Source organism: Verruconatronum alginivorum (genome assembly GCF_056590205.1).
The window spans coordinates 3627101-3653978 of record NZ_JBWPVQ010000001.1; the positions used below are offsets into that span (position 1 = coordinate 3627101).

The 26878-nt window shown below is 58.0% G+C and carries 25 protein-coding genes; 10 read left to right on the forward strand and 15 right to left on the reverse strand.

All coding sequences use genetic code 11. The features are described 5' to 3' along the window. Nucleotides 1-410: 410 nt before the first annotated feature. From ACWUI2_RS12845 to ACWUI2_RS12860, 4 genes are all read right to left on the reverse strand, one after another. Nucleotides 411-1214, reverse strand: a complete 804-nt coding sequence (locus ACWUI2_RS12845) for an ABC transporter ATP-binding protein (RefSeq protein WP_486983251.1) — start codon at nucleotides 1212-1214, stop codon at nucleotides 411-413. Between the two features lie 4 nt (nucleotides 1215-1218). Further along, nucleotides 1219-2235 (reverse strand): FecCD family ABC transporter permease, encoded by a 1017-nt coding sequence (locus ACWUI2_RS12850; RefSeq protein ID WP_486983252.1) that lies wholly within the window; start codon nucleotides 2233-2235, stop codon nucleotides 1219-1221. Continuing rightward, on the reverse strand, nucleotides 2232-3128 hold the full coding sequence (locus ACWUI2_RS12855; RefSeq protein ID WP_486983253.1) for an ABC transporter substrate-binding protein: 897 nt from the start codon (nucleotides 3126-3128) through the stop codon (nucleotides 2232-2234). Before ACWUI2_RS12855 ends, ACWUI2_RS12850 begins: the two co-directional genes overlap by 4 nt. A 76-nt stretch (nucleotides 3129-3204) precedes the next feature. Further along, nucleotides 3205-4542 carry a DUF2254 domain-containing protein gene (locus tag ACWUI2_RS12860; RefSeq protein WP_486983254.1) on the reverse strand — a complete coding sequence of 446 codons (1338 nt, stop codon included), beginning with the start codon at nucleotides 4540-4542 and terminating at the stop codon, nucleotides 3205-3207. A gap of 293 nt (nucleotides 4543-4835) precedes the next feature. Between ACWUI2_RS12860 and ACWUI2_RS12865 the strand changes: the two genes are divergently transcribed. From ACWUI2_RS12865 to ACWUI2_RS12880, 4 genes are all read left to right on the forward strand, one after another. After that, nucleotides 4836-6002: a DegT/DnrJ/EryC1/StrS family aminotransferase gene (locus ACWUI2_RS12865; protein ID WP_486983255.1), complete on the forward strand. Its 1167-nt coding sequence runs from the start codon at nucleotides 4836-4838 to the stop codon at nucleotides 6000-6002. A gap of 29 nt (nucleotides 6003-6031) precedes the next feature. After that, nucleotides 6032-7234: an RtcB family protein gene (locus tag ACWUI2_RS12870; protein WP_486983256.1), complete on the forward strand. Its 1203-nt coding sequence runs from the start codon at nucleotides 6032-6034 to the stop codon at nucleotides 7232-7234. 118 nt (nucleotides 7235-7352) lie between these two features. Continuing rightward, the gene (locus ACWUI2_RS12875) at nucleotides 7353-7988 is read left to right on the forward strand and encodes a SatD family protein (RefSeq protein ID WP_486983257.1); all 636 of its coding nucleotides are present in this window, start codon (nucleotides 7353-7355) and stop codon (nucleotides 7986-7988) included. Nucleotides 7989-7998: 10 nt separating this feature from the next. After that, nucleotides 7999-8409, forward strand: a complete 411-nt coding sequence (locus ACWUI2_RS12880) for a hypothetical protein (protein ID WP_486983258.1) — start codon at nucleotides 7999-8001, stop codon at nucleotides 8407-8409. 417 nt (nucleotides 8410-8826) lie between these two features. Here the strand turns inward: ACWUI2_RS12880 and ACWUI2_RS12885 are convergent, their stop codons facing one another. The 9 genes from ACWUI2_RS12885 to ACWUI2_RS12925 form a co-directional block, all read right to left on the reverse strand. Further along, nucleotides 8827-9501, reverse strand: a complete 675-nt coding sequence (locus ACWUI2_RS12885; RefSeq protein WP_486983259.1) for a hypothetical protein — start codon at nucleotides 9499-9501, stop codon at nucleotides 8827-8829. Nucleotides 9502-9559: 58 nt separating this feature from the next. Continuing rightward, nucleotides 9560-9946 (reverse strand): hypothetical protein, encoded by a 387-nt coding sequence (locus tag ACWUI2_RS12890; protein ID WP_486983260.1) that lies wholly within the window; start codon nucleotides 9944-9946, stop codon nucleotides 9560-9562. A 54-nt stretch (nucleotides 9947-10000) separates the two neighbouring features. Beyond that, the gene (locus ACWUI2_RS12895; protein ID WP_486983261.1) at nucleotides 10001-10579 is read right to left on the reverse strand and encodes a hypothetical protein; all 579 of its coding nucleotides are present in this window, start codon (nucleotides 10577-10579) and stop codon (nucleotides 10001-10003) included. Between the two features lie 26 nt (nucleotides 10580-10605). Beyond that, complete coding sequence (locus ACWUI2_RS12900) at nucleotides 10606-11661, reverse strand: RHS repeat-associated core domain-containing protein (protein ID WP_486983262.1); 1056 nt, start codon at nucleotides 11659-11661, stop codon at nucleotides 10606-10608. Further along, nucleotides 11658-12302 carry a hypothetical protein gene (locus ACWUI2_RS12905; RefSeq protein WP_486983263.1) on the reverse strand — a complete coding sequence of 215 codons (645 nt, stop codon included), beginning with the start codon at nucleotides 12300-12302 and terminating at the stop codon, nucleotides 11658-11660. Before ACWUI2_RS12905 ends, ACWUI2_RS12900 begins: the two co-directional genes overlap by 4 nt. Then, entirely contained in the window at nucleotides 12223-16935 is a 4713-nt protein-coding gene (locus ACWUI2_RS12910; RefSeq protein ID WP_486983264.1) for an RHS repeat-associated core domain-containing protein, read from the reverse strand. Before ACWUI2_RS12910 ends, ACWUI2_RS12905 begins: the two co-directional genes overlap by 80 nt. A gap of 24 nt (nucleotides 16936-16959) precedes the next feature. Continuing rightward, complete coding sequence (locus ACWUI2_RS12915; RefSeq protein WP_486983265.1) at nucleotides 16960-18672, reverse strand: hypothetical protein; 1713 nt, start codon at nucleotides 18670-18672, stop codon at nucleotides 16960-16962. A 371-nt stretch (nucleotides 18673-19043) separates the two neighbouring features. After that, entirely contained in the window at nucleotides 19044-19595 is a 552-nt protein-coding gene (locus ACWUI2_RS12920) for a hypothetical protein (RefSeq protein ID WP_486983266.1), read from the reverse strand. A gap of 18 nt (nucleotides 19596-19613) precedes the next feature. Beyond that, nucleotides 19614-20090, reverse strand: coding sequence for a hypothetical protein (locus ACWUI2_RS12925; protein WP_486983267.1), 477 nt, complete (start codon nucleotides 20088-20090; stop codon nucleotides 19614-19616). 501 nt (nucleotides 20091-20591) lie between these two features. On the opposite strand from ACWUI2_RS12925, the gene ACWUI2_RS12930 reads away from it, so the two are divergent. The 6 genes from ACWUI2_RS12930 (at nucleotide 20592) to ACWUI2_RS12955 (ending at nucleotide 24357) form a co-directional block, all read left to right on the forward strand. Next, nucleotides 20592-20879 carry a helix-turn-helix domain-containing protein gene (locus tag ACWUI2_RS12930; protein WP_486983268.1) on the forward strand — a complete coding sequence of 96 codons (288 nt, stop codon included), beginning with the start codon at nucleotides 20592-20594 and terminating at the stop codon, nucleotides 20877-20879. A gap of 138 nt (nucleotides 20880-21017) precedes the next feature. Then, nucleotides 21018-21527 carry a GbsR/MarR family transcriptional regulator gene (locus ACWUI2_RS12935; RefSeq protein WP_486983269.1) on the forward strand — a complete coding sequence of 170 codons (510 nt, stop codon included), beginning with the start codon at nucleotides 21018-21020 and terminating at the stop codon, nucleotides 21525-21527. Between the two features lie 88 nt (nucleotides 21528-21615). Continuing rightward, the gene (locus tag ACWUI2_RS12940) at nucleotides 21616-22011 is read left to right on the forward strand and encodes a hypothetical protein (RefSeq protein WP_486983270.1); all 396 of its coding nucleotides are present in this window, start codon (nucleotides 21616-21618) and stop codon (nucleotides 22009-22011) included. Nucleotides 22012-22034: 23 nt separating this feature from the next. Beyond that, entirely contained in the window at nucleotides 22035-22487 is a 453-nt protein-coding gene (locus ACWUI2_RS12945; RefSeq protein ID WP_486983271.1) for a thiol-disulfide oxidoreductase DCC family protein, read from the forward strand. Then, nucleotides 22480-23412 carry a TIGR01777 family oxidoreductase gene (locus tag ACWUI2_RS12950; RefSeq protein WP_486983272.1) on the forward strand — a complete coding sequence of 311 codons (933 nt, stop codon included), beginning with the start codon at nucleotides 22480-22482 and terminating at the stop codon, nucleotides 23410-23412. Before ACWUI2_RS12945 ends, ACWUI2_RS12950 begins: the two co-directional genes overlap by 8 nt. Nucleotides 23413-23481: 69 nt before the next feature. Next, nucleotides 23482-24357, forward strand: coding sequence for an SDR family oxidoreductase (locus ACWUI2_RS12955; RefSeq protein ID WP_486983273.1), 876 nt, complete (start codon nucleotides 23482-23484; stop codon nucleotides 24355-24357). Between the two features lie 81 nt (nucleotides 24358-24438). Here ACWUI2_RS12955 and ACWUI2_RS12960 read toward each other — a convergent pair whose 3' ends face one another. Beyond that, the gene (locus tag ACWUI2_RS12960; RefSeq protein ID WP_486983274.1) at nucleotides 24439-24819 is read right to left on the reverse strand and encodes a hypothetical protein; all 381 of its coding nucleotides are present in this window, start codon (nucleotides 24817-24819) and stop codon (nucleotides 24439-24441) included. Next, a complete protein-coding gene (locus ACWUI2_RS12965) occupies nucleotides 24819-26852 on the reverse strand; it encodes an alpha-ketoacid dehydrogenase subunit alpha/beta (protein WP_486983275.1) in 2034 nt (677 codons plus the stop codon). The genes ACWUI2_RS12960 and ACWUI2_RS12965 overlap by 1 nt, the downstream gene beginning before the upstream one ends. Between the last annotated feature and the right edge of the window lie 26 nt (nucleotides 26853-26878).

Genomic DNA, 26878 nt, shown 5'->3' on the forward strand with positions numbered 1-26878 from the left:
GTCGGGTGAGACACTAGTATCGGTTAGTTTGTTTTGGCACATGGCGGCATTCTGCCACAGCTGAATTGGCGCCGCGCCGCATCAATTGCCCGGGAGTGGTCAAATTTTGTTTTAGGTCAAGATTCGGGTAAGCAAGATGATCGGGGAGGGGATGGAAATCGGGCGTTTGATTGGCGAGCGAGTGTGTCGCCGAGCGTTTTCGTAATTTGGGCTGCGCCCGGGGAACGACATGGAATGAAACTTCCTCTCCACTGGGAGGGATGGCATCCTGCCGTCCGCCGTCGGCGTCGTTTCAAAAGAAGGTCGGCTGGAAGCCAACCCTCCGATTTAGCACTGCGACCCGCATAAGAGGGGATTGGCGTGAAAAAGTTTTCCTCTTGAGAAGGCCGGGGGACCGCTCAGTTGCATGGTCACCTCCGCAACCGTCGCCAGGGGACGACGGCGCGGTCGCCGGCGATGTCGAGGATCTGCGCTTCCACTTGGTAGGCGCGGGCGAGGTTTTCGGGACGGAGCACCTGGGCGGGTTCGCCGACGGCGGCGACGCGGCCTTGGTCGAACAGAAGGAGGCGGTCGCAGAATCGGGAGGCGAGGGGGAGATTGTGCAAAACCACCACCACCGTCATGCCCCGGGAATGGACGTGTTCGCGGAACAATTCCATCATTTGCAGTTCGTGGAACGGATCGAGGCCGCTGGATGGTTCGTCGGCGAAGAGTAGTTCCGGGTCCCCGGCCAGGGCCCGGGCGAGCAAGACCCGGGAACGTTCGCCGCCCGAGAGTTCGGTGACCGGCCGGGCGGCCACTTCCGCGACATCGACGGAGGCAAGCGCTCGTTTGACCGCGGCCCGGTCTTCCGTGCCGGGGGCGCTCCAGGCGGAGAGAAACGGAAGGCGTCCGAGCATGACTACCCGTTCGGCGGTCATCGGCCAAAGGCAATCGGCGTTTTGCGGGAGATAAGCGATCCGTCGCGCCCGCTCCCGGATGGAGTGACTTTCGATCGGGGTTCCGTCGAAACGGATCGCCCCGGCGTCGCGCCGGATCAATTCCAACATCGCTCGCAGGCAGGTCGATTTGCCCGATCCGTTGGCTCCGATGATGCCGAATAATTCCCCGCGGCGGAACGAGACGTTTACGGAATCGAGCACTCGGCGCGACCCGAGCGTCACTTGAAGGCCGGTCGCCTCGAACAGTGGGTTCGTATTCGTGTCGGTAGTCATTGTTTCACGGATACATTCGTCGGAGACGGAAAATGAGCCAAAAGAAGAACGGAGCGCCGATGAGCGAAGTGACGACTCCGAGTTTGAGTTCCTGCTCGACCGGCAGCAGGCGGACGAAGATGTCGGCCCAGAGTAACAACAACGCTCCGCCGAGGGCCGAGGCGATCAACAACCGGGCCGGGTCGTGGCGCACCAGGGGACGCAACACGTGCGGAACGACCAAACCGACGAACCCGATCGCTCCGGCGGCCGCCGTGGCCGGTCCGACGATCAGGGCGCAACCGAGGATCAACATCCACCGGAGTCGGGTCAGCGAGACGCCGAGGCTGGCGGCGGTTTCGTCCCCGAGGGTCAACGCCTGGAGGCTTCGGCCGCAGGCGAGGATTAGTCCGGCTCCGACCAACATCAGCGGAGTGGCGAACGCCAGGTGATCCCAACTCCGGTCGGCCACCGATCCCATCAGCCAGAAGACGATCTCATGGGCGGCGAACGGATTGGGGGAAAAATTCAACACCAGGGAGGTGAGGGCGGCGGTCAACGCGGAAACCGCGACCCCCGCCAAAATCAAAGTTTGGATACTGCGGACCCGTCCGGCGAGCCAGGCGATCAGGAGGGTGGCGGCGGCGGCCCCCGCGAGTCCCCCGGCCGGAACCGCCAGGGCGAAACCGGTGACCGGGGCGATCCCGGAATAAAAAACCACGACGGCTCCGAGGGCGGCCCCGCCGTTAATGCCGAGCAGGCCGGAGTCGGCGAGGGGGTTGCGGGTGTAACCTTGGAGGGCGGCGCCGACGAGCCCGAGGCCGGCCCCGATCAACAGGGCCAGCAAGGTGCGGGGCAACCGGAGTTCGCGGACCGCGATTCCCATCGGTTCTTCGCCCGCGAACAGCCAGCGGAGGACTTCGGGCGGGGAGAGCCAGACGGTGCCGATCGTCAGGGAAAGGATCGCGGTGGCGACGACCGCCACGCCGAGGAGGAGCGGCAGCGTCAATTGGCGGCGGAAATCGGACGGGGCGTCGTTCACGGATGGCGTGGTGGGTGGGCGGGGGAGTCGGGGGCGAAGGCGAGCTCCCGTTGTTGCCAAAGGTGTTCGATTGTTTGGGCGATCAGGTTGTTGCCGGTGAGGGTCCAAGCGAGGGGAATTTGCAGGGTCCGGACCTGTTCCGGGAGGTGGCGGAGAGCCGGATGGCGGACCAGTTGGGCGCCGAGGGTCGGGTTGTCCGGATAATAAGAGAGCAAAATCAGGAAATCGGGCGGCGAAAGCAGGAGCGCTTCGAGGGGAACGACTCCTTCGGTTTGGATCCCGAACGAAGTGGCGTGGTTTTCGAACCCGGCCGCTTCGAGGATTTGGTGTCCGAGGGTTTCCGTCCCGCGGGTGTATCCGCCATGGCTATACAAAAGGGCGGTAGGCCGGGCCCTGTCCGGGGTGGTGGCGGACGAGATGCGTTGGAGAGTGTCGTCCATTTGGCGGATCAGCGATTCGCCCCGTTCCGGCACGCCGAGGATATCGGCGACCTGCCGGACCAGTTCGCGGCATTCGGCGAGGGTGGTCGCTTCCGGCAGGTGGACGACCCGGACCCCGGTCCGTTGCAGGAGGCGTGAGGTGATCGGGGCGGTGTATTGGCTGGCGAACACGATGTCGGGCCGGAGGCGGAGGATTTGTTCGGTCGATCCATCGGTGGCGGGGAAACGGGCGGCGCGACCTGCCAGGCGGGAGAGCTCGGGGTCGGACGCCAGTCGGGAAAGAGCGGCGATCTGGTCGGGGTCGGCCAATTGGAGGATCAGTTCGTCGGCGGAAAGATTGATCGATACGATCCGCCGGTAGGAAGAAGGCTCCCCGGCGACCGAGATGGCGACGGAGGAGATGAGAAGCAAAAGGCCGGCGAAGAGGCCGACGATGGTGGAGACGGTTTTCACTCGAAGCCGATTTGTAGACGGCGAGTTGGGGCGGGGCAAGACGCTTGTGGATTTCGGCCATGCCCGTCCAATTGGATCAGATCACTTGATTCTGGGCGATTTGGGCGCGGATGGATTTCGCCGTTTGGTCGTGATCGCGTAGGAGGCGGTTTTTGTCCGGGGGGAAGGCGACGTCGGCTTCGACTGTCTGGCGGAGAAGTTCGAGTTGGGTTAGCAGCGCTTCGAGGCGGGATTCGTTGAACGACAGGGGGGCGACGGTTCGAAGGGCGACGATCAGACGGTTCAGGATGGCGACGTTTCCGCGGGAATGTTCCCGGATCTGATTGAAGCAGGTGCCGAGGAGTTCCTCGAAACCGGGTCGAGGGACGATCAGACGGAGGCGGTGGTCTTTGATTCTGAAGGGAGATTCAATCTTTCGTTGAATAAGACGGGCCAGAAGGGTGGTTAATTGATCGACGCACATGATCGCGGTAGTGGTGTCGTTCATACTCGGCGAAAGGGCCTTCAGGGCGACGTCGACCAACTGACGAATCCCGAAGGTGGCATCTTGCTCGATGGTCCGGTGGCAGGAAATCGATAAGGCGTCGAGCACCTGTTCGATCTCCTTCTCGGACGGCGTTCGCCGGGAATGGATGCTGAAAAGGGGAGTGTCGGTGACGACGAATTCGCCGATCCGGTATTCCAGACGGAGGACGGTGTCGTGTTTTTCGGCGAAATCGAGCAGGGTGTCGGGGACGATGTGGTTGAGGTAACCGCTTTGCCGGGCCCGGATCGGGAGCCAGCCGGCTTCGTTCTCGAGTTCACGGGGAAGTTCGTAGGAAGTTTCGTCGCTCCCTTGGCCAAGTTCCTGGGGGTAAAGGGAGTCGAGTTCGTCCATCGTCTCGGCAGCGGCCCGTTCGAGGATGGTGCTCGCCTGGATCGAGTAGGCGATATGGTGGATAAAAAAGATCATCACCCCGATCCCGGCCAAGGCGAACACGACCGCACCAAGCACCGCGATGGAAGGAACGAATTTCTCGGCATCCAGGTCATGGATGGAGCGAAGGACGATCACGCAGTAAACGAAGATCGCGAGAAATGATCCGAGAACGACCTGGTTGCTTCGGTCGCGGACGAAATTGCGAAGGATACGCGGGGAATATTGGGTGGATGCTTCATTTAGAATCAGGATGGTGATGGAAAAAATGACCCCGGCTACCGTGATCATCGAGGTGGCGATCGCTTGCAGCATCCCTTGGGCTCCTTCGGCGCTGATGGCGAGCAACCGGGTGAACTTCGCCTCCAAATTGATCTCCAGCCGGTAATCGACTTCGACCAGGGCGAGGGCAATCAGCCCGCTGATGAAGACCATGCAGGTGGGAAGAAACCAGAAACTGTTGCGCAACTGGTCCCAGAATTCGTGTAGACGGTTCATCTTTGTTTGTTCCGCCCCGGTTCGGGCTATTTCATCGGGCCGATCTGTTGGAGTCCCGCCTTTAGGCGGTCTCTACTTTAACTCAAATTCCGGTTAAAGCCGGGACTCCAACAGGGCAAATGTCCCACTGCGGGGGAAGGTTGCCGCCAGATAATATAGCCCTGCCCCCCGGGTCGGGGTTCGGCTTGTTTCCTTTTGACTCATTTTAATCCGATTGCCGGGAGCTGGCAAATCGGTGGAGCGGGCTGAATCTGTCCTTGTCACTTGGCGGGCTCCGGCAAAGATGGAGGGCGATGAGTGTTCCATTACTTGATCTGAAGGGGCAAAACGGGGCGTTGGATGCTGAATTGAAGGCGGCTTCTGAGCGGGTGTTGTATTCCGGGCATTATATCCTGGGGCCCGAGGTCGACCAATTGGAGCGGGAATTGATGCCATTGACCGGGACCCGCCACGTTCTGGGGGTTTCTTCCGGCACCGACGCGATCCTCCTGGCTTTGATGGCCTTGGATATCGGGCCGGGGGATGAGGTCATCTGCCCGTCGTTCACCTTTTTCGCCACGGCTGGATGCATTTCGCGGACCGGGGCCAAGCCGGTCTTCGCCGATTCGGTTGAAAACGGATTTTTCCTCGACGCGGAGGATGTCGCCCGTCGGGTCACTCCGAAAACGAAGGCGATTATCCCGGTTCATTTGTTCGGGGAAATGATGGACCTCGAACCGTTGATGGCGGTGGCGGACAAACATGGTTTGGCGGTGATCGAGGATGCCGCCCAAGCTCTCGGCGCCTCCCGAAAGGGACGTCAGGCCGGCGGTGTCGGAACGTTCGGGACTTATAGCTTTTTTCCGTCGAAGAATCTCGGGTGCCTCGGAGACGCCGGGGCGTTGGCCACCAATGACGATCGGCTCGCCGAACGAGCCAGGATCCTGCGGGTCCATGGCATGGAACCGAAATATTTTCACAAATTCATCGGCGGAAACTTCCGGATCGATCCATTGCAGGCGGCGTTTTTGCGGGTCAAACTGTCACGCTACGATGAATACAATCGTAACCGCCAGCGCAACGCCGCTTTTTATCAGGAGCGACTCGGCGCGCTGGATGGCGTGAGTATTGGTCCATCGGATACGGATGGAAACGTCGTTATGCTTCCGGAGTCCACCGAAAATGCGGTGCATATCTGGAACCAGTTCACCCTGCGGGTGCGCGGTGCCGACGGGACTTCCGCCCGGCGCGACGCCCTCCGCTCCTTCCTGACCGCCCGGGGAATCGGTTGCGAGATTTACTACCCGAAGCCGCTCCACACCCAGGATTGCTTCGCTTATACCGGGCAGGGGAGTGAGCGCCTTCCCTGGGCCGAACGTTTGGCCGACGAATGTCTCAGCATTCCGATTTTCCCGGAGTTGACCGACGCGCAAAAGCAGGAAGTCGTCGACGCGATCGCGATGTTTCTGCAAAGCGCGTGAGTTTTCGTTAACCCGGCCGACGCATCGCCATGGATTCGAGCCGATCGTTTCGCCCGCGGGAGAGCCCTGCACCGTGGCGCCAGTGGGGGACTGATCTGGAGGAGTCGTCGGTCCAGCAATTGCGCAACGCCTGTGAATTGCCGGTAGCGGTCGCCGGAGCGTTGATGCCGGACGCGCACGTCGGGTACGGGTTGCCGATCGGGGGCGTGCTCGCTACCGAGAACGCGGTCATTCCCTACGCCGTCGGGGTCGATATCGCCTGCCGGGTCAAAATGACCGTCCTTGATTTGCCGATACGCGAACTCCACGACGACCGCGGGGTGGTTCGGTTGCGGCAGGCGATCGAGCGGGAAACGCGGTTCGGCATTGGGGCGTCTTTCAAGGCACGCCGCCAACATGAGGTGATGGACGCCGATTGGAACGTTTCGCCGGTGACCCGGACCAACAAGGACAAGGCGTGGAGTCAGCTCGGCACCAGCGGCAGCGGCAATCATTTCGTCGAGTTCGGCGTGTTTACCCTCGGAGAACGGCAGTTCGATCTTGAGCCCGGGTTTTATTTGGCATTGCTCAGTCACAGTGGAAGCCGCGGGACCGGGGCGCTCATTGCGGATCATTACAGCAAACGGGCGATGGCCCGGCACCCGGAGTTGCCCCGGGAGTTGAAGCACCTCGCCTGGCTCGAACTCGACTCGGAAGAGGGAATCGAATACTGGAACGCCATGGAGTTGATGGGGCGTTACGCGGCCGCCAATCACGCCTGCATCCACCGCCACATCTCGGAGCATCTCGGCGCGGAGATATTGCTCGATCTGGAAAACCATCACAATTTCGCCTGGAAGGAACGCCATTTTGGACGCGATGTGGTGGTTCATCGGAAAGGGGCGACTCCGGCCGGGAAAGGTGATCTCGGGATCATTCCCGGTTCGATGGCGAGTCCCGCTTTCGTGGTTCGGGGCAAAGGCAATGCCGATTCGCTCCATTCCGCCTCCCACGGCGCGGGACGGGTCATGTCCCGGAAACGGGCCAGGGAAACTCTCGATTGGAAGACCGCCCAAGCCCGCTTGAGCGCTCAAGGGGTCACCCTGATCTCCGCCGGTTTGGATGAGGTTCCGATGGTCTACAAGAACATCGAGGAGGTGATGGCCGCCCAAGCCGATTTGGTCGAGACCGTCGCCCGGTTCGATCCGAAACTGGTGAAAATGGCCCCCGCCGGGGAACGCCCGGAAGATTGATTAACCAAATCGGTTAATTTTAGGAAAAATAACTGGTTTGGTTAATTTTTGTATAAAATAACCGAATCGGTTAATTTTGGGGTTGATTAACCGCATCGGTTATTCAAAGATGGCCCCTATGCCGGACAAAGTGCTAGTGGTGATCGGGGATCTGGTCGCCTCCCGAGCCGCCCTTAAGCGCGGGAAGCTCCAGACCGACTTGAAAAAGGCGCTGGTCGCAGCCAGTCGGCGCAACAAGGAGGGGCTTCTTTCGCCCTATACTTTGACACTCGGCGACGAATTCCAAGCGGTTTACGGCGATCCCGCCGGACTTTTCCGGGACTTGCTGGGAATATCCGCGGCGATTTATCCGCATGCGGTCCGTTATTCGGTCGCGGTCGGATCATTGGTCACGCCGATCAACCGCGTGCGGGCGCTCGAGATGGATGGACCCGCCTTCCACGATGCCCGGGATGAAATGGAACGCTTAAAAACGTCGACCCGGAGCCTGGCTTTCGCCGGGGAGCTTGGACCGTGGCGGGAGCTTCTCAACGGCGCCTTGGGCCTTGCCACCCATGGCATGGCGGCGTGGCGGAAGAACCGTTACCTGATTCTCCTCCATTTGCTGGAAAACCGGAGCCGGCGGGAAATCGCGGAAGCGACCGGGATCAGCGAAGTCGCGGTCCATAAGAACATTCACGCCGCCGCTCTCCACGAAATGGTGACCTTCTTCAGTGAAACCGAAGGCCTGCTGAAAACACTTTTGAAAACGTAGCGATTTTTTTATGACGGCTTACTTCACTGCTTTCTTTATCCTCCTCGCATCCCGATTGCTTTTCTTGAGCGACCGGCGTTTTTCTCCGGCGCGCGCGATTTGGAAGTCGTTCCTGGAGGGGGTTGCCATCCTGTTTTTATTTGAGTGGAGCCCAGGCGTCGTCTTCCTGGTGGTGATGTTCTGGCTGTCCAACGGATTCCTGGCGGAAGCTGAACGGCGGGTGGGGGAAGGGCCGTTGGAGGCGGTTCGCCTGCTTCTTTTGCCGGTCGGCGTCCTGGCGGTTCTTGTCTCGTCCTCCCCGATGTTTAGTCTGTCGCTCGCCCATCGGGTTGCGATTCTCGGTGACCTGATTCGCAGCCTCGTGTTCGTCCCTGTTCCACTGTCGGGACCACTTCGCCCACCATGGAGAAGACCTCTATGACGAACTCAAACACATCCGAAACGCCCTCTACGGTCTCAACATTCAAATAAATATCCAACAACCCGTGCGCGAACACGAAAAAGAAATCGACGCCCTTGCACGCACCCACCGATTCCTCACCCTGAAAGCCCAGGCCCGGAGAAAAACACCAATATCATCCGGAAAACAGCTCGAACTGTTTTAAAAGACAGCGATCACCCGCCTGCCGTTTTTGCAATCATGTAAATGCTACGACAATACCCGCCAACTTTTCGGATCAGACCGTGGAAATCACGCCCAAAACTCTACGACCGCAATCCGACCAAGATACGACGAGAATTTGAGCGGCAACACTTATCAATAACTTGCGGAATAGTGAACGGAAAAGCAGCAAAATTCTTCCTTTTTGGCAAATAAATGACAAATATCTGGCGACCTCTATTCCGATTCACGACTCATCGGGCGTTTCAGGCGTAAGGCTGAAATCAACGCCGTGACCCCCATCAGAAGGGTAATTGTACGTGGTTCGGGGATTTGGCCCGGGATTTCGCCCGCATATATTGGCGCACCTGCTGTTCCGTTCCAAGCCCAGTCATGCACTGTGAAGGTTGCTTGGTCTGCGCTATGTTCCATCCGGATCCAACCGTAATAGGCGTCCAAGCTGTCCATCGAAAACATCCGAATGCCCAGAAATCCGTCGGTGTCAAAGAAACCTCCTTCCTCCCTAATGTAATCGACTAAAGTAATTCCCGCCCGAGGTGAGTTCAGGTCCAGCCAATTTAACGAACCGTCAATTAAAGCGCCACAACCGAGATTCTCAGCCCATGGAAATCCGCCAATCGCTACTTCATAGTAAACTTGAGGGTGGTGGGTGAACTGCTTAACCTTCCACGTCCCGGAGTGTGGCGGCATGCCGCTGCTAAGTTCATCCCACAGGGTGAATTCTGTTTCAATCCCCCCGAGTTGCATGGTTATCGAGGCTTGTGAACCGTCGGATAGCACAAAGCTTTGGTCCGAAACAAGAACGATCCCATGGAGCGAGGCTGTTGTAAGGAGCGTTAGCGATCCGACCAGCAGGAATTGCCTAAGGCTTTCTCTTGAAGTTGAATTCATTTCTTTGAGTGTGGTTTGTCACTGAACAGACTGATTCTACGAGTGGGTGGTGTCTGCGTCAAGGGCTGTCCATTGGCTCCAAAACCAATGAATAGCGATATATGCCATCTTCCCAGCGGATATTCCAATCATCCATCGTGACGCTTCGAACATACGGCACTGGCTCCTGGAAGATGCGACGGGCTCTATACAACGTAATAGAAACTCCGGGTTGGCCTTCGAATTCAATGATCGACGTGCCCGTAACGAAAAACGGAAATCCCACGCTTTCAGTAACAATTTTCCGAGTGAGGCTTCCGTGCTCGAAACGCAACTCTTCGCGCTCATTTTCCTCGTAAAAGTACCCGGAACGAAAGTGCTGGTAGCCTCGTCCACTGATATGCCCTATAATCAGGGCAGCCAGAATGGTAAGTGTGAAATGTAGTTTCTTTGATCCTTTAAGCATATTATTTCACCCTCTAAGGAAATGGTATAGAATACCGTCTACGTTACATGTCCCTCACCTGGGGTTCGGACTAATCTTTGCACCACTAAATAGTCGATCCCCCTGTTGCCAGGAAACTTTAAAAGATTGTGCTCCGTAAACGAGATATTCTCGCGCCATGCCGTGACGGTGATGTAGAGCCATTTCACCATCAGTAACCAATCCTCCACGCGTGTTGCTTCCATAGTCCCAACCATAGAAGTCAGAAACGTGATAGGTAAAGGTCGTAGAGAAACTATTTCTCCAGCATCCAACGTCTTTAATGTCGCCGGCGAACCGGTATCCACCAACAGCAAATCCCCAATCACCGGTAGCTTGAGCATTTGTACACCAATTTTCGGAAACAGCCATTTTATGGGTCGATAATCGTATTGCCGCAAACTGCGTCTTTACGAATGCCATTGCCGAATCAATCTCCTGTCTAAAAAAGATTTCGAAATTTGGACTGTGTTCTCCAAGGAACCCCATCATGTCCAGGGATTTTTTCGCTCCTGAGTTTTCCAGAAAATGAAGCTTAAATTCTGCCGCCCTGACGAATCCGGCAAGGGGTCCGCCCATGACATTGTACCAGGCCCTCTGATAGATTTTTCCCATTTCCCACCGATTGCCCTTTGTACGTATTATAGGTAGAGTAGCCCCGTCTCGGTATCCTGATACTTTGTGCTGAAGCCAAAAGGCATTTCTTTAGCCACACCGGTTTGGACCAGGGGCTCCCCAAACGGCGAGTAGTCCGCCCGGCCCGCGACGGCCAAAGTGGCGGTGTTGATCCAAGCAACCACGTTTCCATTGGCATCACTGCTTGCCGCAAAGGCCTGCTGCGGTCCCTCGGTCCAAAGCAAGCCGCCGCCGCCACCGGCTCCTTGCATTGAACCGCTGAGGTCCGGCCCCCAGACATGCCTGCGAGTAACAGCGTTGCCGTTGAGAGCATCCCGCTCCTCGATCAGCAGCCAGTCATCGTAAACGAAGCGGAGGTCTTTAACGGACTCCCAGTCATTTGCCCCAACATCCCAGTTCTTCACGACCTTCTGGATACGACGCCCCTGGAAATCATAGGCGAACTCCAAGCGTTGTTTCAGACCCGGGAAGGCGCTTGCGACAGTTGCAATCGTTTCTATCGCACTGAGGCGATTTTCCGCGTCCCATTCATATGTCCAGCGGCCGTCATGAGAAAGATTCCCACCGGCATCGTGAACGAGAACCTCAGGGGTCTTCGGGACGAACGCGTAGCGGGTTTCGTCCACAATTTGGCTATCGAACTCGGCTTCCACTTCGACGTTATTGTAAACCGAGCCGCCAGAATTCGCGACCGCGATTTCCCTGTGGAAGTCCCGGCCAGTGCGCTGGGTCGGCTGTCCGCCCACGGTGACAGTCGCCGTGGCGTGAGCCTCGCCGAGTACGTCAAGGTACCCGGGAACTATTCGCTCCTCGTACTGGTTGAGCAGATTTGGCGTGTAGGTTGCCGTCCGGTTATTGCGCGTGGCCGTCTTCCGGTTACCAATGTCGTCGAATTGATAGTCGATGCTGTAGCCAGGGAGGATGGCGGATTGCGGGTCGGCGGAGAGGCGTTTCGCGGCGGATTCCACCTGGCCGAGCGAGTCATAGCCATAATGCCAGGCGCGACCGTCTTCGTGTGCGACGATGGTGCGCTGATTGGCGGCGTTGTGCGTGTAGTTCATCGAGCCCGAGTCCCGTGATTGTCAAATAGTCGGCTGAAGATTAGACCATTCCTCTTAAGCCTGACCCAATCAGAGGGATGAAGTTCAAATTCACCCTCTGTGGAAATCCCCCGAAAGATGTCATCACCCGCGCCATACTCGTTCTTTCCATTTTCCCCAGCAGACCAGACAGCAAATACGAAACGTTCGCTAAGCCGCTCCAAACCTTTTTCAAGCGCTTGGTTGGTATCCTGATCAAAATGGTAAATGTGCAAAGGGGTGCCATGAGAATCTAAAACACCGCGCTCCGGATCTAGAATAAGCGCAGTAAACGAATCTTCATACAGACTGGATGATCTGGATGGCCAGACATCCAGAAGCGACGGACCGTTAAGCTGCGTATTTACCGGTAATTCGTCCTTCTTTAATGTTCGGTATACATCCATGACTAAGCTTACCTCATAAGCCTCAATTGAATTAAAACTGTGCCAGTACTGACGGCAGTAAGTTTCCCATATAAACAGGATGGCAAGCACAGAAAAGCTGACAATAGTAAGAATTCGGAATCCAGATCTCATTTTCTTAGGGGGCTCCAAGTACTCTTCCGTCTCTTCTCCAAATGCGGTCGCAGTCTCGAAGGTCTCGGTTGATTCGCGTTCCATTGAAACTTTCAATTAAGAGCCTCAATGCGTTACTTTGCCGCAGCATCAGCTCATATAATTCGGCGTCCTCATGCCAACCGCGGCTTGGAAGCTCAGCTACGTTATCCCATGTTCTATTAATAACGTGGGTAATTTCATGGAAAAATACCGCTCCTGGCATCCTCCCCGTCAACCCAAAGAAGTAACTTGTTACATAGACGTTCCCCAGATCGGTTACAAGTGCATTCCCTGGGCCAAACGCCTTGCCAACTCTCAATGGAGATGAGCTATGTAATCCTGCAATCGAACGTCTCATCGTTTCTTCCATGTATTGAACCTGACTGACGAGGATGTTCCGACCTCTAGTGGAGCAATAAAGCTCATCGATTTCGACTTGGTATTGTTGGATTTCAATCCATCTTCCAAGTCCTAGGAGCAGTGCTTGATCATGGGCATTCTGAACAAACTGCGTCTGCCACCTAAGCCAAGGCGACGGTTTGGGTGCGTATCCGGAGATCGCCATTTGAAAGGCATCAAAGAGGCCCCCTTGATCATAACGAGGGTGTCCGAATAAAAGTGAATATAAACCAAGCATATCCACCCTATTCACAGGATCATTCTCGACTAAGACATACAGATTGAGAGACCCTTGCTCCTCAATTGGATCTCGCGAGAGCCAATGCCCGGTGCTGGGATCGAGGTAGCGATAACCATAATACAACAATCCGGTCTCGGCGTCTTCGTACTTGCTACTGAAGCCAAACGGCATCTCCTTCGCCACACCGGTTTGAACGACCGGTTCGCCGAAGGGGGTGTAATCCGCCCTTCCGGCGAGCGCCAGAGTTGCCGTGTTAACCCACGCGACGACATTTCCGTTCGCGTCCGCCGATGCAGCAAAGGTTTGTTGCTGTCCCTCGGTCCAAAGTAAGCCGCCAACGCCACCGGCTCCTTGCATTGAACCGCTGAGGTCAGGTCCCCAGACATGTCTGCGGATAACCGCGTTGCCGTTGAGAGCATCCCGCTCCTCAATGAGTAGCCAGTCATCGTAAACGAGCCGGAGATCTTTAACGAGCTGCCAGTCATTTGCCCCTGCATCCCATTCCTTCACTACTTTCTGGATGCGGCGTCCTTGGAAGTCGTAAGCGAATTCAAGGCGTTGCTTGAGATCGGGGAAGGCAGTCGCGACATTTGAACGCGTTACCATGGCGCGGAGCCTATTCTCGCCGTCCCAGAAGTAATCCCAGCGGCCGTCGGATTCGAGGTTGCCATCGGCATCGTGAACGAAAACCTCAGGGTTTTTCGGGACGAACGCGTGGCGGGTTTCATCCACGATTTGGCTTTCGAACTCAGCTTCCACTTCGACGCTATTGTAAACCGGACCGCCAGAATTCGCGACCGCGATCTCTCGGCGGAAGTCACGTCCAGTGCGATCGGTTCCCTGACCGTCCACCGTCACGGTCGCCGAAGCGTGAGCCTCGCCGAGCACCTCCACGTAACCCGGAACCGTGCGCTCGTCATACTGGTTCAGCAGATTGGGCGTGTAGGTAGCTGTGCGGCTGTTGTGGGTGGCGGTTTCGCGGTTTCCGATCTCATCGAAGGTGTAGCCGAAACTGTAGCCGGGGAGGCTACTGGATTGCGGATCACCGGAGAGACGCTTGTGAGCCGCGGTGACCTGCCCGAGCGAGTCATACCCATAATGCCAGGCGCGGCCGTCTTCGTGTTCGACGATGGTGCGCTGGTTGGCGACGTTGTACGTGTAGTCGCGTCGGACCACCGTCGCGCCATCCACGATGGTTTTCATCCACTCGACGCGGCCGAGTCTGTCAGTGGAGCGTTCGTGGCGGAGGCGTGGTGTGCCGACGCGGCGGATGGTGACACTGTCGAGGATCTCCGTGCCGGTCTCGTAGCCGAGATCGGCCCGGTGATGGCTTTCCGCGATCTGGCTGAGCCGTCCGGCAGAATCGAACAAGTAGGTCGCACCGTAGCCGGCTTCAGTGGCAAGGTGGCGGAGGCGGTGTTGCGAGTCGTATCCTCGGTCCACGCTGACGCCGGAGAGGAGGCCGGTCCCGGTGTAATCTTCATACTCCAGCGCACCGGCGGGGGTGTAGCCGCGAGTGAGCAATCCGGCGGCGTCGGTTGTGGTTTTTAGCCGTCCGAGCCGGTTATAAGTGTGCGTGACTGAGGGAGTGCCGTCGCTGTAGACAGTCGTCCAGAGGTCGCCTGCCTCATTGTAGGTGTAGGTCGTGACGAGGTCCTGACCGTTCACCTGTCGTGCCCACGTGCGGGTTTTGAGGCGGCCTGAGGGCCAGTAGGTGTAATTCGGGCCGGTATTGTCGTGGTAGCGCTTGTTCTCCAGCCAACCACGCTGGACATGGTAATTCCAAGTGGTGACGGCCGCTTGGGAGGTGTGATCCCTCCAGGTTGTCATCGTCTTTTTGCGCCCCTGCAAATCGTAGGTGTAGCCCACGCGATAGGTGCGGTCGCCCCAGGTTGTCTTGAGCTGACCGTTCGGCCAATATTCGAAATGCGTCTCGGCGGTGTCCGGGTGAACGACTTTGTTTTGGCGTCCCATTTCGTCGTAGCTGTATTCGGTTGTCTGTGACGATCGTCCATCAGCCGGGGGCGGAGTTGTCACTTTCCAGAGGCGGCTGGCCCCATCGTATTGAAACGTGGTTCGTCCATTTCTCAGGTCGTCCGCGAACTCCAGCCGTCGGTGGGCATCATAGGTAAGAATGTTCTCGTGAAGGAGGGTATCGTCCGCCCCGTAGCGGGCTTCGCGTGCAAGCTCACCATCCACATACCTCGTTATCGAATATCCACCGTCGGGCTGGGTGCTCCGGACTTCGCGGATGGGAATGGAGCCGGAGAAGTCGTTATCCACCACGGTGCTGCTGGTGGCGCCGTCGCGAATCTCCCAGCTGCGCAGGCCGCTGGTTGTGACTTCGTGGCGGGAGAGGACTTCGGCGGCATCGACATTGTTTTGCGTCCACGCCTCCTCGATTGTCACGACGATGTCTTCGCCGCGAGTGTTTTGCGGATGGCCAGCCGAGAGGACGCGCCGGATCGTGCGGCGAATCCGGTCCTCTCCACCGAAGGCAATGGCGGTGGTCCCATCGATGGTTACGGCCGTGATTTCCTGTTCGCCGAGGCTATTGTAGGCGAAACGCCGGGTGACACCGTCGGGATCATGATGGGCGACCAGTTGGCCGAGGCTGTTGTATTCCCAGGTTTCCTCCTCGGAGTCGGCGTATTCGCGGCGGACCGTGCGGCCCAGCATGTCTGTATAAGATTTTACCCATTCGTCGGTCGCGGTTGGACCGTCGCGAAGGAGGATTTCCTTCGTCCATCGTTCGCCGGTCGCGGTGGTTCCATATTCGTATTGGCGGTGCGCGACGGCGGAGCCTTCCACTTTGAAGAGCGTTCCGTCCGGATACGTGAGATCGGTGCGTTTTCCCTCGTCTGGAAACTCGACCTCGCGTTTCCAGAGGCCGTTGTCGGCTTCTTCAGTATAGGTCGTGATTTCTCCGGCGACGTCTTGCGACCACGAAAGTTCACCCGTCAGGTCGAAGTCATTTTCCTGGAGCAGAACGGTGCTCTGGTCAGTGCCGATGCGGGTCACGGTGCGGCGGCGACCATTGCCATCGAGGCTGTATTCCTCGGTGATGCCGTTGCCGGTGGTTCGGTAAATGCGGCCCAGAGCGTCGGGAGTGTTAGACGTCACTGTGCCGTCGCGAGCGGTGTGCGAGGAGATTTCGCCGAAGTCTCCGTAAACAAAGGTTTCAGTTGTGCCGTCAAGCGGATAGGAAACGGTGAGTGGGCGGCCGAAGTCGTCCGCGCTTTGCACCATGCGCTTGCTGATCGTGACACCGGCATCGATCTCGTCGATGCCGACAATCGGTTTTACCGCTGCGATGATAGCGCGCTGCTGGGCGAGCGTGAGGGTCGGTTCGTTCCAGAGACCACCGAGTTGGTCTTTCAGGTCGTCAATGGCGTCGGCCTGGTCGGACAAGTTCGCTTCGGTTTCGTCGACAATTACTTGGCCATCGCGTCCGAAGATGCGGAACTCCAGTTGGCCGAGATCGTCGCGCCCGACATAGACGGTATTCGCGCCGGAAGAGGGCATCGTGACCGGCTCTCCAGGAATGAGACCGCCGCCTCCGCCGGGGCTGAGGGTGATCAGGCCGGCGCCGGTCTCTTCAAGGGATTTCTCGGTTTCGGAAATCACGTTGCCGGCATCGTCGATGACGGTGATGGTCACCCGCCCGGAGTGAATCGCGTCCACTTCTGCATCACCGTTAACCGGCTCGCCATTATACTGGCGAAAAGTGAGATTGGCGCCGTCGAGCGAGTAATCGTAAAGCGTCACCGTGCCGTTCGGGTGCAGCACGCGGCGCGGTCTTCCTTCCCACAGGCCGCTGGTGTAGGTGTGGGTCATGGAGGTGAGATTCGCGGGATCATCCGGATCGGGATCTCCTCCGACCATTCCGATCCGGATGTTGGATACGCTCTTGAGGCGCAGGGGTGGCAGGTAAGGGTCGCCGGGTGACCACTCGGGGTTGGGTTCTTCGAGCCCTTGTCCCCATTCCACACGGTAGCGGCGGGATACTTCCTGTCCCTCGATTTCTTCGATCGTTCGCTGGACCTCTTCGCGCAAGCCATCGCTGTTGAGGTCTTCTTCTCAGTAAGCGACCCGCTGGACGCGATGGAGCGATTCGTTGGCGACATTTGCAAGAGAGGAGCCTTTCCAGGAGGAGATCGTTTTGGTTACCCTGCCGAGTGGATCGTAATCGTAAAACTCCCAGTGCCCCGTGGGATCGAGGCGGGATTTGAGCTTTCCGTAGCGCCAGCCGTCATCCGTGTCATCGGCGTAGAAATCCCAAACGGTCGTCAGGGCGCGTCCATCTGGATCACGGATTTCCTCGATGCGTTCCTCGCCCCAGGAATAAGTGCGGAAGGTCTCGACGGTCTTCATAACATCGCCATATACCGGGTCGCTGACAATGGTGGTGCGAACGCGGTCGGTCCCGGACACCGCCGATTCCCGCGAGAGGGTGCGCAAGCCGTTGCCAGTCTCGTGAGACCATTTGTTGTTGGAGGCATCGTAGGAGAAAAGGCGGGTCGGTCCATTGCTTCCGACCATTTGCCGCATGCGCAGCTTCGTCATATTGGCCGGTTCTGGATTGTCCACCCGCCAGATGGAAAACGCATCGGCATTGGATTTCAGCGTGTAAAGTCCTGATGGCTGATCGAAGCCGTCGACATCGGCCGGGTGATAAAAGCTGATCTCATAGTAATTTGAAGCGGTCACGATATCCGCCAAGGCTTGCGGGGCGAAGACTTGACGGAGATTGCCGCTAGAATCGAAAATGGCGTCGATCTCCGGTTGCCCACCCATGTTGTAAGAAAGCACGGCAGGGGTATATGTGGCGGCGGTCAGGCTTTCCGAGTAAAGCCGAATGGCTCCGGCGGAACGGCCATTATCATAGGCTCCCATGAAAACGGACCAGCTGATACTGTTGGGATTCCCGCCGTCGTCATCCCCGACCTTGCCAGAGTGCTCCAGGCGGGCGACCGCTTTGATCGGAGTCTGGAACTGGTTCGAATCGACTTGACTTTTTGGCCGCTCCCGAACGAAGGTGACCGGCTTGGACACATCAGAGATCTTGACGATCTCCGGCTCGCTTTCCGTCACCGTATTGTCGATGTCGCGATAGGTGAAGATGAGTTCATAGGTTCCGGCCGGGCAAAGATCGAAAGTAGCGCTAAAAGCATTATCGACGATCTGCTTGGTTCCGTTCTCATCCGGCTCCATGAGATTGTAAACCGGAGAGTCCACAGGTCCGGGACCTTCTCCCTGATAGACATAAGTCCTCTCGGTGTCCTCAGGGTCTTTTTCCGGGTCATCCGGATAAAATCGCTCAATCCACATCAGCGTGGTTGTTCCGCTTGGGTCAGGTTCGAATGACCACTTATACTTTGCCCGTTGCAGACCGTAACTTGTTTCGTTGGAAGCAAGATTCCGGAAGGAGGAAGCGGAGTCTCCTTGGCCCGTTTCGGTGTTTGGATTTCCGAAGCCGGCGAACGGCGGGAGTTGGCCAACCGTAACCCCGATAAGCCGCTTCGTGGTGTATTCGTCTTTGAGCGTCTCGGTGCCGCTGCCCGACGTGTGATTGGTTCCGGAACAGCCTGTCCCTGTTATCGTCTTAACGGTTTTCGTGTAACTTACACTCCAGAGAGGTTCCTGCTCCGGCAGGTTGCAGATATCAATGGTGTCCTCGTAGTCGCCACCGCCGCACCCGTCATCGTTGATATACCAGTCATAGAACCCATCTCCGACATATACGACGTATCCATCTTCGTTGATCTCATGTTCGCAGGCGCCTTGGTCCACGTATCGACTGGACGTGGCATCTCCACCACATTCGTCCTCCGAGTACCGGCAATGGGTGAGATCGCTTGAGAGTTCTTTTCTCAGATAATAACGCGGGGGATCGCTTATACCTGCCTGCCAAAACTCAGAAAAGCCGCCCTTTGAGCGGCTGGCCGTAATCGAATCGCCTACCAGGGTCGCATTATTGCCAATAACAATCTTTCCGTGATATTTGAGCTGATCGCACGTCGCGAAGCCCGAAAGGGACGGAGCCAGCACGAGAGTTGACGAAAGAAAAAGGAGTCGTGCTCCGTGACGGTTCATGATAGTCGGCATCATCAAATTCTGTGTCGCTTGAAAGAAACTTTTGTTGTGTTGTCTCATCGTCGGCCTCATGGGGTATAGACAATGAGGCCAGCTACGTTCGCTTCTGCCGGGTCGTTTCCGCCTTCGAGCGAAAGCTGCCAAAGCTCCCAATAGGTTAGCGTGCTCCCATCGGGCGATAGCCCGGAATAATCGGCAAACGGGTCGAGCCCGTTTTCGAGTTTCCAGCCGCTCGGGATGCCATCCCCACCAAAGGATGCCAGGTAAGGATCCGGGGCGGGGATGTCCGTAAACCTAAGACGAAAGAACGCCCGGCCTGGTTCTCCCGCCATATAAAATCCCCATGCAACGGTGTCGCCGAATCCTTGCTCAATCAGCGGCACATACTGCCATCCGGAGGTCAGGTCCGGACTGAACTGTATGAAGTAGGTGTTGCCGGAGGTTCCCCACCAGGACAGACTAAACGCGTCGGTGGCGAGATCACGCGATATCCGCAATTCTTCATTCAGAGGGTTTGTCCCGTGCAAAGCGGTGGCTCCGCCGACCCAGATAAATTCCAGTCCGGCCAGAATGAAGCGCGCGAGAGGCAGTGAGGCAAAGTCGAGAAAGATTCGTTTCATCGTTTTGTCAGAAATGGTTTAGTTGTTGTCCTGAGAGTGAGTTCGGCTCCGGATGGGGAAGAAGTTCACCACGGTCTCTCGAGGAGCTCGCGGGTGGGCTTGACGATAACGGTCATGTGCCGCCCTGAGAGATTCCGCCCGCTGAGCTCGCGCTTCGAAATCCGCCTCGTTCTGAAGGTAGTGGCGATGGAGAGCGTCGATCGCCTCCAGGAGATCGGGAGAGACCTCCGCTTCAGACTCCGAGAAAACGACATATTCCGGGGAAGAGGAAGTAAAGATCGTGGGGTCCGGGCGGTTCATCTCGTTTGTTGAGTCCGATTCGACCCTGTTCACGAAACTGAAAAACGAATAGTAAACATCCTCAGTCAGGCTTTCGATGGCGGGCAGATGGGTAAAGGGCACGTTGCTGAGGACCGTGACGCCGTTGTCTAGCGGCGCCACCCGGATTTCGGTCATTTCATCATCGAAAACCGTCACGAAGAAGGTGAGGTTCATTGACTTTCGCCCTGGATCAAAAGGAGCATCGTCCGTGGCCGCCTCCGTCCCCCCCGTTTCCTCCGTGGCAGTTGAAGCCGTTCTGTCTGGTGGCGCGACCTGCCGAAAGATTGTCCGGTGTCCCGCGTGATCGATTGTCCATTCCTGGACGGCCGGTGTCTCAAGGAGTTCATTCCGCCTATCCGCTTCGCGCTCGGCATGGGCTGCCTGCTCTGCTTCGACAATGGCGTCCGCCTCCTCGTGGGTCAAAGCGGAGAATGAGATGTTGGGGAGGGATAGCACCAGGATTATGGCGACGAAAATTGACGGGTGAAGAAAAGCAGGTTCGGTTTTTCTACTCATTGCATCTGGTCGTTTAAGATTTAGATCAAGGCCACCGGGACTGTTGCATTTCCGTCCCGACGAGGTTCGACTGTCAAGCCATTCGTTTGCGGAATACCGTGACGAGTCGAGACTATTGTCTTATGCAGTCAAAGGATTTGTTTCGCGCAGTATGGATCGATGCGGAACGAACCGATCGGTCTGTCGACGACATTTGCGCGTGTGCTCGAACGGCACCGGAAGGCAAAGCAATTGAGTCGGCAAGGTCTCGCAGAGAACGCAGGCTTGCACCAGACTTACGTGGGCCTAGTTGAGCGCGGCCTCAGAAATCCTTCGCTCGACGTAGCGGAGCGGCTGGCGCGTGCGCTTGGAGAAAAGCTTTCCGATCTCATTTGCGAAGCCGAGCGCCTTCAAAAAAGAGCCGGTAGAAAGAGAGTTTCCAAGCGCGAGGGCGAAAAGGCGCGATAGGATTTTCCCGTTTTTTTGGAACTTCCCTTTCCTTGCCATCGCCATGTTGACCCGCCTTTTCATCGGGATTCGGTGAAGATTGCACTTTCGGGCAGATTTTACTTGATTCCGTATGAACTTTCAGTAACTTCCGAAAGCATGAGTGAAGAGTTTCGCCAAGTCCGGGATCGGTTTATTGCTCAATGGGGAGCGTTGGGGAGCCAATGGGGAATCAATCGGACCATGGCGATGATCCATGCGTTGCTCTTGGTGGCGGTCAAAGAGCTTTCCACCGATGAAATCATGGCCGAACTGAATATCAGCCGCGGGAACGCCAACACCAATTTGCGGGATTTGATCGACTGGGGGTTGGTTCAGCGGGTGGTCAAACCGGGCGAGCGGAAGGAATACTTTGTCGCTGAAAAAGAGGTTTGGAAGATCTTTTGCGTGATCGCGCGGGAGCGGAAACGTCGGGAAACCGAACCCGCCCAGCGAGTGCTTGAAGGGTGCATCGAAGAGACGAAAGGCCTGGGCATGGTGGAGGCCAAGGAGTTCCGGCGTCAGTTGGAGGCATTGGCCGATTTCGTCTCTTTGGCCAACACCGTGATGGAGAAACTCGCCTCATCCGAGCAAAGCCGGATTCTGCCAAAAGTCCTGAAGGTTTTGTGACCTTCGGGAAACGCCGCTTGGAAATAACAATATTTCCGTCGCTAAGTTTCTGTAAATACTGAAAATACAATACAAATAAAATAAAGCTATGAATCCTACAGTGATTACTTACACGATCTATCTGATCATCAGCGTTGCCATGACGGTCTGGGTGGCCCGGACGTTGCATCGAAACGGACGGATCTTTTTGGTTCGGAGTTTCGGGGGCGACGAGGGCTTGGGTGATTCGGTGAACCACCTTCTCGTGGTCGGTTTCTACCTCATCAACATTGGCTTCATCACCCTGTTCATGCGACTGGATATGCGGCCGGAGGCGGTCGAGGGGATCTTCGAGGCGATCAGTGGCAAAATCGGGGTGGTCCTTTTGGTCCTGGGGGCGATGCACTTCTTCAACTTGTATGTCTTCCACCGGCTTCATCAGCGGCAGGAACTCCGGTCGGCACCTCCTCCGATCGAGCCCGATGGCTATCGAATCGAGGAATAAACCGACGTAATGGAGGAGAGGCGATGAACACCTTGTTTGTTTTCTATGATGAAACCTGTTCGTTTTGCCAACGTTGCCGCAGGTGGGTGGAACAAGAGCCGGCCTACGTGAGAATCGAATTCCGGCCGTTGGGGTCGCCGGTCACCCGGAAGGATTTTCCTGATTTGGAGAAGTATGAGCCGGGCAGGGATCTGGTCGTCTTCACCGACGAGGGGGCGGTTTACCGAGGGACGAACGCGTGGATCCTGATCCTTTGGGCGCTTCGAAGATGGAGGCCATGGAGTATTCGCCTTGCGGAACCGAAGTGGCGGCCCCACGTCGGACGGTTCTGGAATTGGATCAGCCGCAATCGACGGGATCTTCTGTCGACTGACGCCGGGTTCACCGATGAAGTCCGGCTCAGACGTCAGCTTGAAAGCGCCCCGCAACCCGGATGTGGCATCGAACCTCAATCTGGAGAGACTAAACATGAATAAAAGGAAGAACTTATTGATTGCGGGAAGCGGATTCCTGAGTGCTGCGGTGGCCCGGCATTTTTTGGCGAAGGGCTGGGAAGTGGGTGTGTTGAGTCGGAATCCCGATCGCGTTTACTCTGGCGCGCGGGCGGTGCAATGGGACGGACGGTCGCGGGGTCCGTGGGAGAGCGCGTTGGCTGAGGCCGACGTACTTTTGAACTTGTGCGGACGGTCGGTCGATTGCCGTTATCATGCGGAAAACCGGAGGGCGATTCGGGAAAGCCGGGTGGAGCCGACCCGCCTCCTGGGGGAGGCCTTGACGGATTGCCCGACGCCGCCGCGGGTTTGGGTGAATGCGGCGAGCGCCACCATCTACCGTTACGCGGAGGATCGGGCGATGGACGAGGAAACCGAGGAGTTCGGTTCGGGGTTTTCGGTGGACGTTTGCCGGGCGTGGGAGGCGGAAGCGACACGGTGGCGGGAGGCGGTCGAGCGTCAGGTGATTCTTCGGACCAGCATGGTGTTGGGTCATGGGGAGAACAGTGTCTATCCGGTTCTGGCCCGGTTGAGCCGGTGGGGGTTGGGCGGGAAGATGGGAACCGGGACGCAATTCGTTTCCTGGATACATGTGGAAGATTTTTGTCGGGCGATCGAATTCATTGTCAAAGGAGATTTGGCGGGCCCGGTGAACGTGACCGCTCCGGAACCGATCACCAACCGTTTCTTCATGGCCGCCCTGAGGAAGAGTCTCGGAATTTCGATCGGATTGCCCGCTTCGAAATGGATGCTCGAATGTGGCGCGGTGATTCTTCGGACCGAGACCGAGTTGATCTTGAAGAGCCGCCGGATTCGTCCGGGAAAACTGCGGGACGCGGGTTTCGATTGGGAATTTCCGATGATTCCGGAGGCACTAAAGGATTTGGCCGCCAAGGCCTCGGCAGGTTAGGAGGGGAGCCAATCGGGACTTGGTTTCGGCGGTGTTGAGAAAACGGTCGGGCGGCGGTAGGGTTGCGGAATGCGAACGGTTTTGGTGGCGGGGGCGAGCGGATCGGTGGGGCGGACGGCGCTGGTTCGATTGAGGGGAATGGGGGTGCGGACGCGGGCGCTGGTTTCCAGCGACCGGCGGGCCAGAGCGGTCGAGGAGCTGGCGGACGAAGTGTTCGTGGGAGACGCGCGGGATCGGGCGGCGTTGGACGGGTGTTGTCGCGGGGTCGATGCGGTCTTTTCGGGGTTGGGCAAGAGCATGAGTCCGTTTCGCAGTGATCCGCGCTCGTTTCGGGAAGTCGATTACGAGTGCAACGTGAATCTCCTGCTTCAAGCGGTCCGGCATCGGGTTCGGCGCTTTCTCTATGTTTCCATGTTCGGGGACGAGCGTTTCTCCGGATTCGAGCCGGTGCGGGTCCACCGGGACTTCGAGGACGCGTTGGAGGTGTCCGGAATCAGCCACACCATTGTGCGGCCGGTCGCTTTTTTCAATGTGTTCGACGACCTGTTGCGGATGGCGTTCAAGGGGGTGGCGATCACTCTTGGCCGGGGCGAATCCCGGACGAATCCGATCCATCATGAGGAAGTGGCAGGGATGTTGCTGGATCGGATAGAAGGCGGGGAACGGGTGTTGGAAGCGGGCGGTCCGGAGGTGTTCACCCGTTATGAAATTGGAGAGCTGATTTGCCGTCACACCGGTTGCGGCCAGCACTTGCGGGTGCCGGGGCTCCTGGCGGCGGCGGCGCATCCGGTGTTCGGCCTGTATGACGCCGGGTTTCGGGCGAAGTTCGCCTTCTTCCAGGAGTTGTTCAAAGCGGATGCGATCGCGCCGTCCGTGGGGGAACGTCGGTTGGGGGATTACTTGCGGGTCCGGACCGCGGAAATGGCGTTGGAGCGTGCGGCGTGAAGACCGGATGGACAAGAACAGACAGGAATGTCTGTGTCACGCTCCTGTTCGGACAGACAGGAATGTCTGTTTCACGTTCTTTTACGGTTGGATGTAAACTTCGTCACCGACGTTGGGGAGGCCGGAGAGGATGCGGGCGCCGAGGGTCCGGCCGCGTTGGAAACGGGTCGGTTCGAGGCGGGCGGTTTCTTCGAGGGTTTCGTTGCGGGAGACCATTTGTGGGGCGAGCCGGGTCGAGGCCGAGCGGACCTGGATCAATGCGATCTCTTCTTCCGGATCGACCAGGGTGATGGTCCCGATCAGCTGAAAACCGGGGGCGGCGAGCGGATCGTCTTCGCCGGTGAGGCGTTCGGGTCGCTCGGTTTCCCCCGGAGTGACGCAGCCCGCGAGAAACAGGCCGAGGAGGAGAAGGACCGCCCAAAACGGGCGGAGATAATGAGTGATTTCGGTGGTCGGTCTCATCAGGCGGAGGCTTCGGTCCAGGCGACGATGGCTTCGATGATTTTATCGCGCGAGGGACGATAGGCCGCTTCGAGCTCCGGTGCAAACGGCACCGGGATATCGGCGGAGGCGATGCGGAGGGGCGGGGCCTCCATTTCGAAAAACAATTCCTCGGTGAGTCGGCTCACCAATTCCGCTCCGAACCCGGCGTTGCGCCGTCCTTCGTGCACCACCACCAGGCGGCGGGTTTTGCGGAGGGATTCCCGGATCGGATCGAGATCGAGGGGGGAGAGCGCCCGCAGGTCGAACAGGTCGAAACTGTATTCGTATTCGGTTTTCAAATACTCCGCGGCGGCGGTCGCTTCGAACAGCATTTCGCCGTAGCTGACGATGGTGGCGGTTTCGCCGGTGAGCACCTGGCGCGGCTGCCAGACCGAGCGGTAATCGGGATCGAAACCAACCTCCTGTTTCAGGCGGCGGTAGAGGCCTTTGTGTTCGAACAAAATGACCGGGTTGTCGTCCTCGTAGGCGGCGAGGAGGGCGTTGTAGGCGTCCTGCGGGGTGCTTGGATAGAGGGCTTTCAACCCGGGCATGTGGAGGAAAAGGGTTTCGAGCTCCTGGGAATGGAACGACCCGAAGGTGAGTCCGCCGCCGCACGGGAGGCGGAAAACGAGGGGGACTTTGGCGCCGGAGCGGAAATGGTAGGTGGCGGCGTTGAGGATGATCTGGGTGGTGGCGTCGGTGGCGAAGTCGGCGAATTGAAACTCCAGGATCGGGCGGTGGCCGTTGAGGGCGAGTCCGATGGTGTAACCGGTGGTGGCGGATTCGGCCACCGGGGTGTTGACTACGCGTTGACGGCCGAATTCCTTGTAGAGTCCGTCGGTGACCTTGAAGGCGCCGCCGTAGGTGGCGATGTCCTGGCCGAAAACGATCGACTCCGGGCATTCGCGGAGAATCTTGCGGTGGGCGCGTTGCAAAGCTTGGGCGGCGGTCAACTTCTCCCGGGGACCGTCGGTTTTCCAAGCGACTTCCCGGCGGGTCGGGGCGAAGGCGTCGTCGAACATGCCGTTTGGTTTCGCCGGTGGATGGCGGAAGGCGGTTTCGACCGATTCTTCGAGGAAATCGGCCAAGGTCGATTCGCGTTGTTTCAACTCATCTTCGAAACCGGCGTCGACCAGGCGGGCCCGCAGTTTGGGCAGGGCGTCGCGGGACTCCCATTCCGCGACCAATTCCGGGGAGACGTAGTCGCAGGTGTCGTAGGCGGCGTGGCCCCGTAGGCGGAGGGAGCGGGCTTCGATCAACATCGGAAAGCAATCTTCGCGGACCCGGTCGATCGCTTCGGACAAAGTGCGGAGGACATGTTCGGTGTCGGCGATGTCGAGGGAGATTCCCTCCATGCCGTAGGCGGCGGCCCGCCGGACCAGGTCGGTGGTGGCGTATTGTTCGCAGACGGGGGTGGAGTAGGCGAATTCGTTGTTTTCGATGACGAACAGGACCGGCAGGCGGAACAAAGTGGCGATGTTCATGCATTCGTGGATGTCGCCGGTGCTGCTGGCTCCGTCGCCGAAGAAGGTGAAACCGACGGCCTTGCGGTCGAACCGCCGCTGGGAATCGGTGCCGCCGAGGACGTTGGAGGGCATCACCCCGAGGTGGCTGATCATCGGGTAAGAGCGGGCCGAAGGATCGCCGTAGTGGACGTTTCCTTCGCGGGCGTGGGTGGGGCTGCCGCTGTTGGCGAGGTAGTGGCTGAGGTGGTCGCCCAGCTCCATGCTCCAGATCAGTTTGCCGCCGAGGCCGCGGTGGCTGAAGGAGACGGTGTCGATTTCCTTGTCGGCCAGCAAGGCGATGGGGACGACCAAGCCTTCGTTGCCTTGGCCGCCGGCGACGGTCCCGCGGATGCGCCCTTGGCGGAAAAGTTCGAGAATCCGGTTGTCGGCGATGCGGGCGAGGTGCATCCAGCTGTAACAGCGGAGGAGCGCTTGCCCGGAATCGGCGAGGTCGGCCCGGTCGATTGTTTTCTCGGTCAGAAACGAAGGTGGCGATGGATAGCCCATGCGACCGGATTTTGAGTCCCTAAAGC

Bases quoted from the DNA above. Each gene is read 5' to 3' on its own strand.
- ACWUI2_RS12965 (WP_486983275.1), bottom strand. From the start codon at position 26,852: ATGGGCTATCCATCGCCACCTTCGTTTCTGACCGAGAAAACAATCGAC.
- ACWUI2_RS12890 (WP_486983260.1), bottom strand. From the start codon at position 9,946: ATGCTTAAAGGATCAAAGAAACTACATTTCACACTTACCATTCTGGCT.
- ACWUI2_RS12875 (WP_486983257.1), top strand. From the start codon at position 7,353: ATGCCGGACAAAGTGCTAGTGGTGATCGGGGATCTGGTCGCCTCCCGA.
- ACWUI2_RS12905 (WP_486983263.1), bottom strand. From the start codon at position 12,302: ATGGAACGCGAATCAACCGAGACCTTCGAGACTGCGACCGCATTTGGA.
- ACWUI2_RS12945 (WP_486983271.1), top strand. From the start codon at position 22,035: ATGAACACCTTGTTTGTTTTCTATGATGAAACCTGTTCGTTTTGCCAA.
- ACWUI2_RS12880 (WP_486983258.1), top strand. From the start codon at position 7,999: ATGACGGCTTACTTCACTGCTTTCTTTATCCTCCTCGCATCCCGATTG.
- ACWUI2_RS12870 (WP_486983256.1), top strand. From the start codon at position 6,032: ATGGATTCGAGCCGATCGTTTCGCCCGCGGGAGAGCCCTGCACCGTGG.
- ACWUI2_RS12895 (WP_486983261.1), bottom strand. From the start codon at position 10,579: ATGGGAAAAATCTATCAGAGGGCCTGGTACAATGTCATGGGCGGACCC.
- ACWUI2_RS12845 (WP_486983251.1), bottom strand. From the start codon at position 1,214: ATGACTACCGACACGAATACGAACCCACTGTTCGAGGCGACCGGCCTT.
- ACWUI2_RS12900 (WP_486983262.1), bottom strand. From the start codon at position 11,661: ATGAACTACACGCACAACGCCGCCAATCAGCGCACCATCGTCGCACAC.
- ACWUI2_RS12920 (WP_486983266.1), bottom strand. From the start codon at position 19,595: ATGAAACGAATCTTTCTCGACTTTGCCTCACTGCCTCTCGCGCGCTTC.
- ACWUI2_RS12930 (WP_486983268.1), top strand. From the start codon at position 20,592: ATGCGGAACGAACCGATCGGTCTGTCGACGACATTTGCGCGTGTGCTC.
- ACWUI2_RS12925 (WP_486983267.1), bottom strand. From the start codon at position 20,090: ATGAACCTCACCTTCTTCGTGACGGTTTTCGATGATGAAATGACCGAA.
- ACWUI2_RS12955 (WP_486983273.1), top strand. From the start codon at position 23,482: ATGCGAACGGTTTTGGTGGCGGGGGCGAGCGGATCGGTGGGGCGGACG.
- ACWUI2_RS12960 (WP_486983274.1), bottom strand. From the start codon at position 24,819: ATGAGACCGACCACCGAAATCACTCATTATCTCCGCCCGTTTTGGGCG.
- ACWUI2_RS12935 (WP_486983269.1), top strand. From the start codon at position 21,018: ATGAGTGAAGAGTTTCGCCAAGTCCGGGATCGGTTTATTGCTCAATGG.
- ACWUI2_RS12940 (WP_486983270.1), top strand. From the start codon at position 21,616: ATGAATCCTACAGTGATTACTTACACGATCTATCTGATCATCAGCGTT.
- ACWUI2_RS12885 (WP_486983259.1), bottom strand. From the start codon at position 9,501: ATGAATTCAACTTCAAGAGAAAGCCTTAGGCAATTCCTGCTGGTCGGA.
- ACWUI2_RS12865 (WP_486983255.1), top strand. From the start codon at position 4,836: ATGAGTGTTCCATTACTTGATCTGAAGGGGCAAAACGGGGCGTTGGAT.
- ACWUI2_RS12950 (WP_486983272.1), top strand. From the start codon at position 22,480: ATGAATAAAAGGAAGAACTTATTGATTGCGGGAAGCGGATTCCTGAGT.
- ACWUI2_RS12860 (WP_486983254.1), bottom strand. From the start codon at position 4,542: ATGAACCGTCTACACGAATTCTGGGACCAGTTGCGCAACAGTTTCTGG.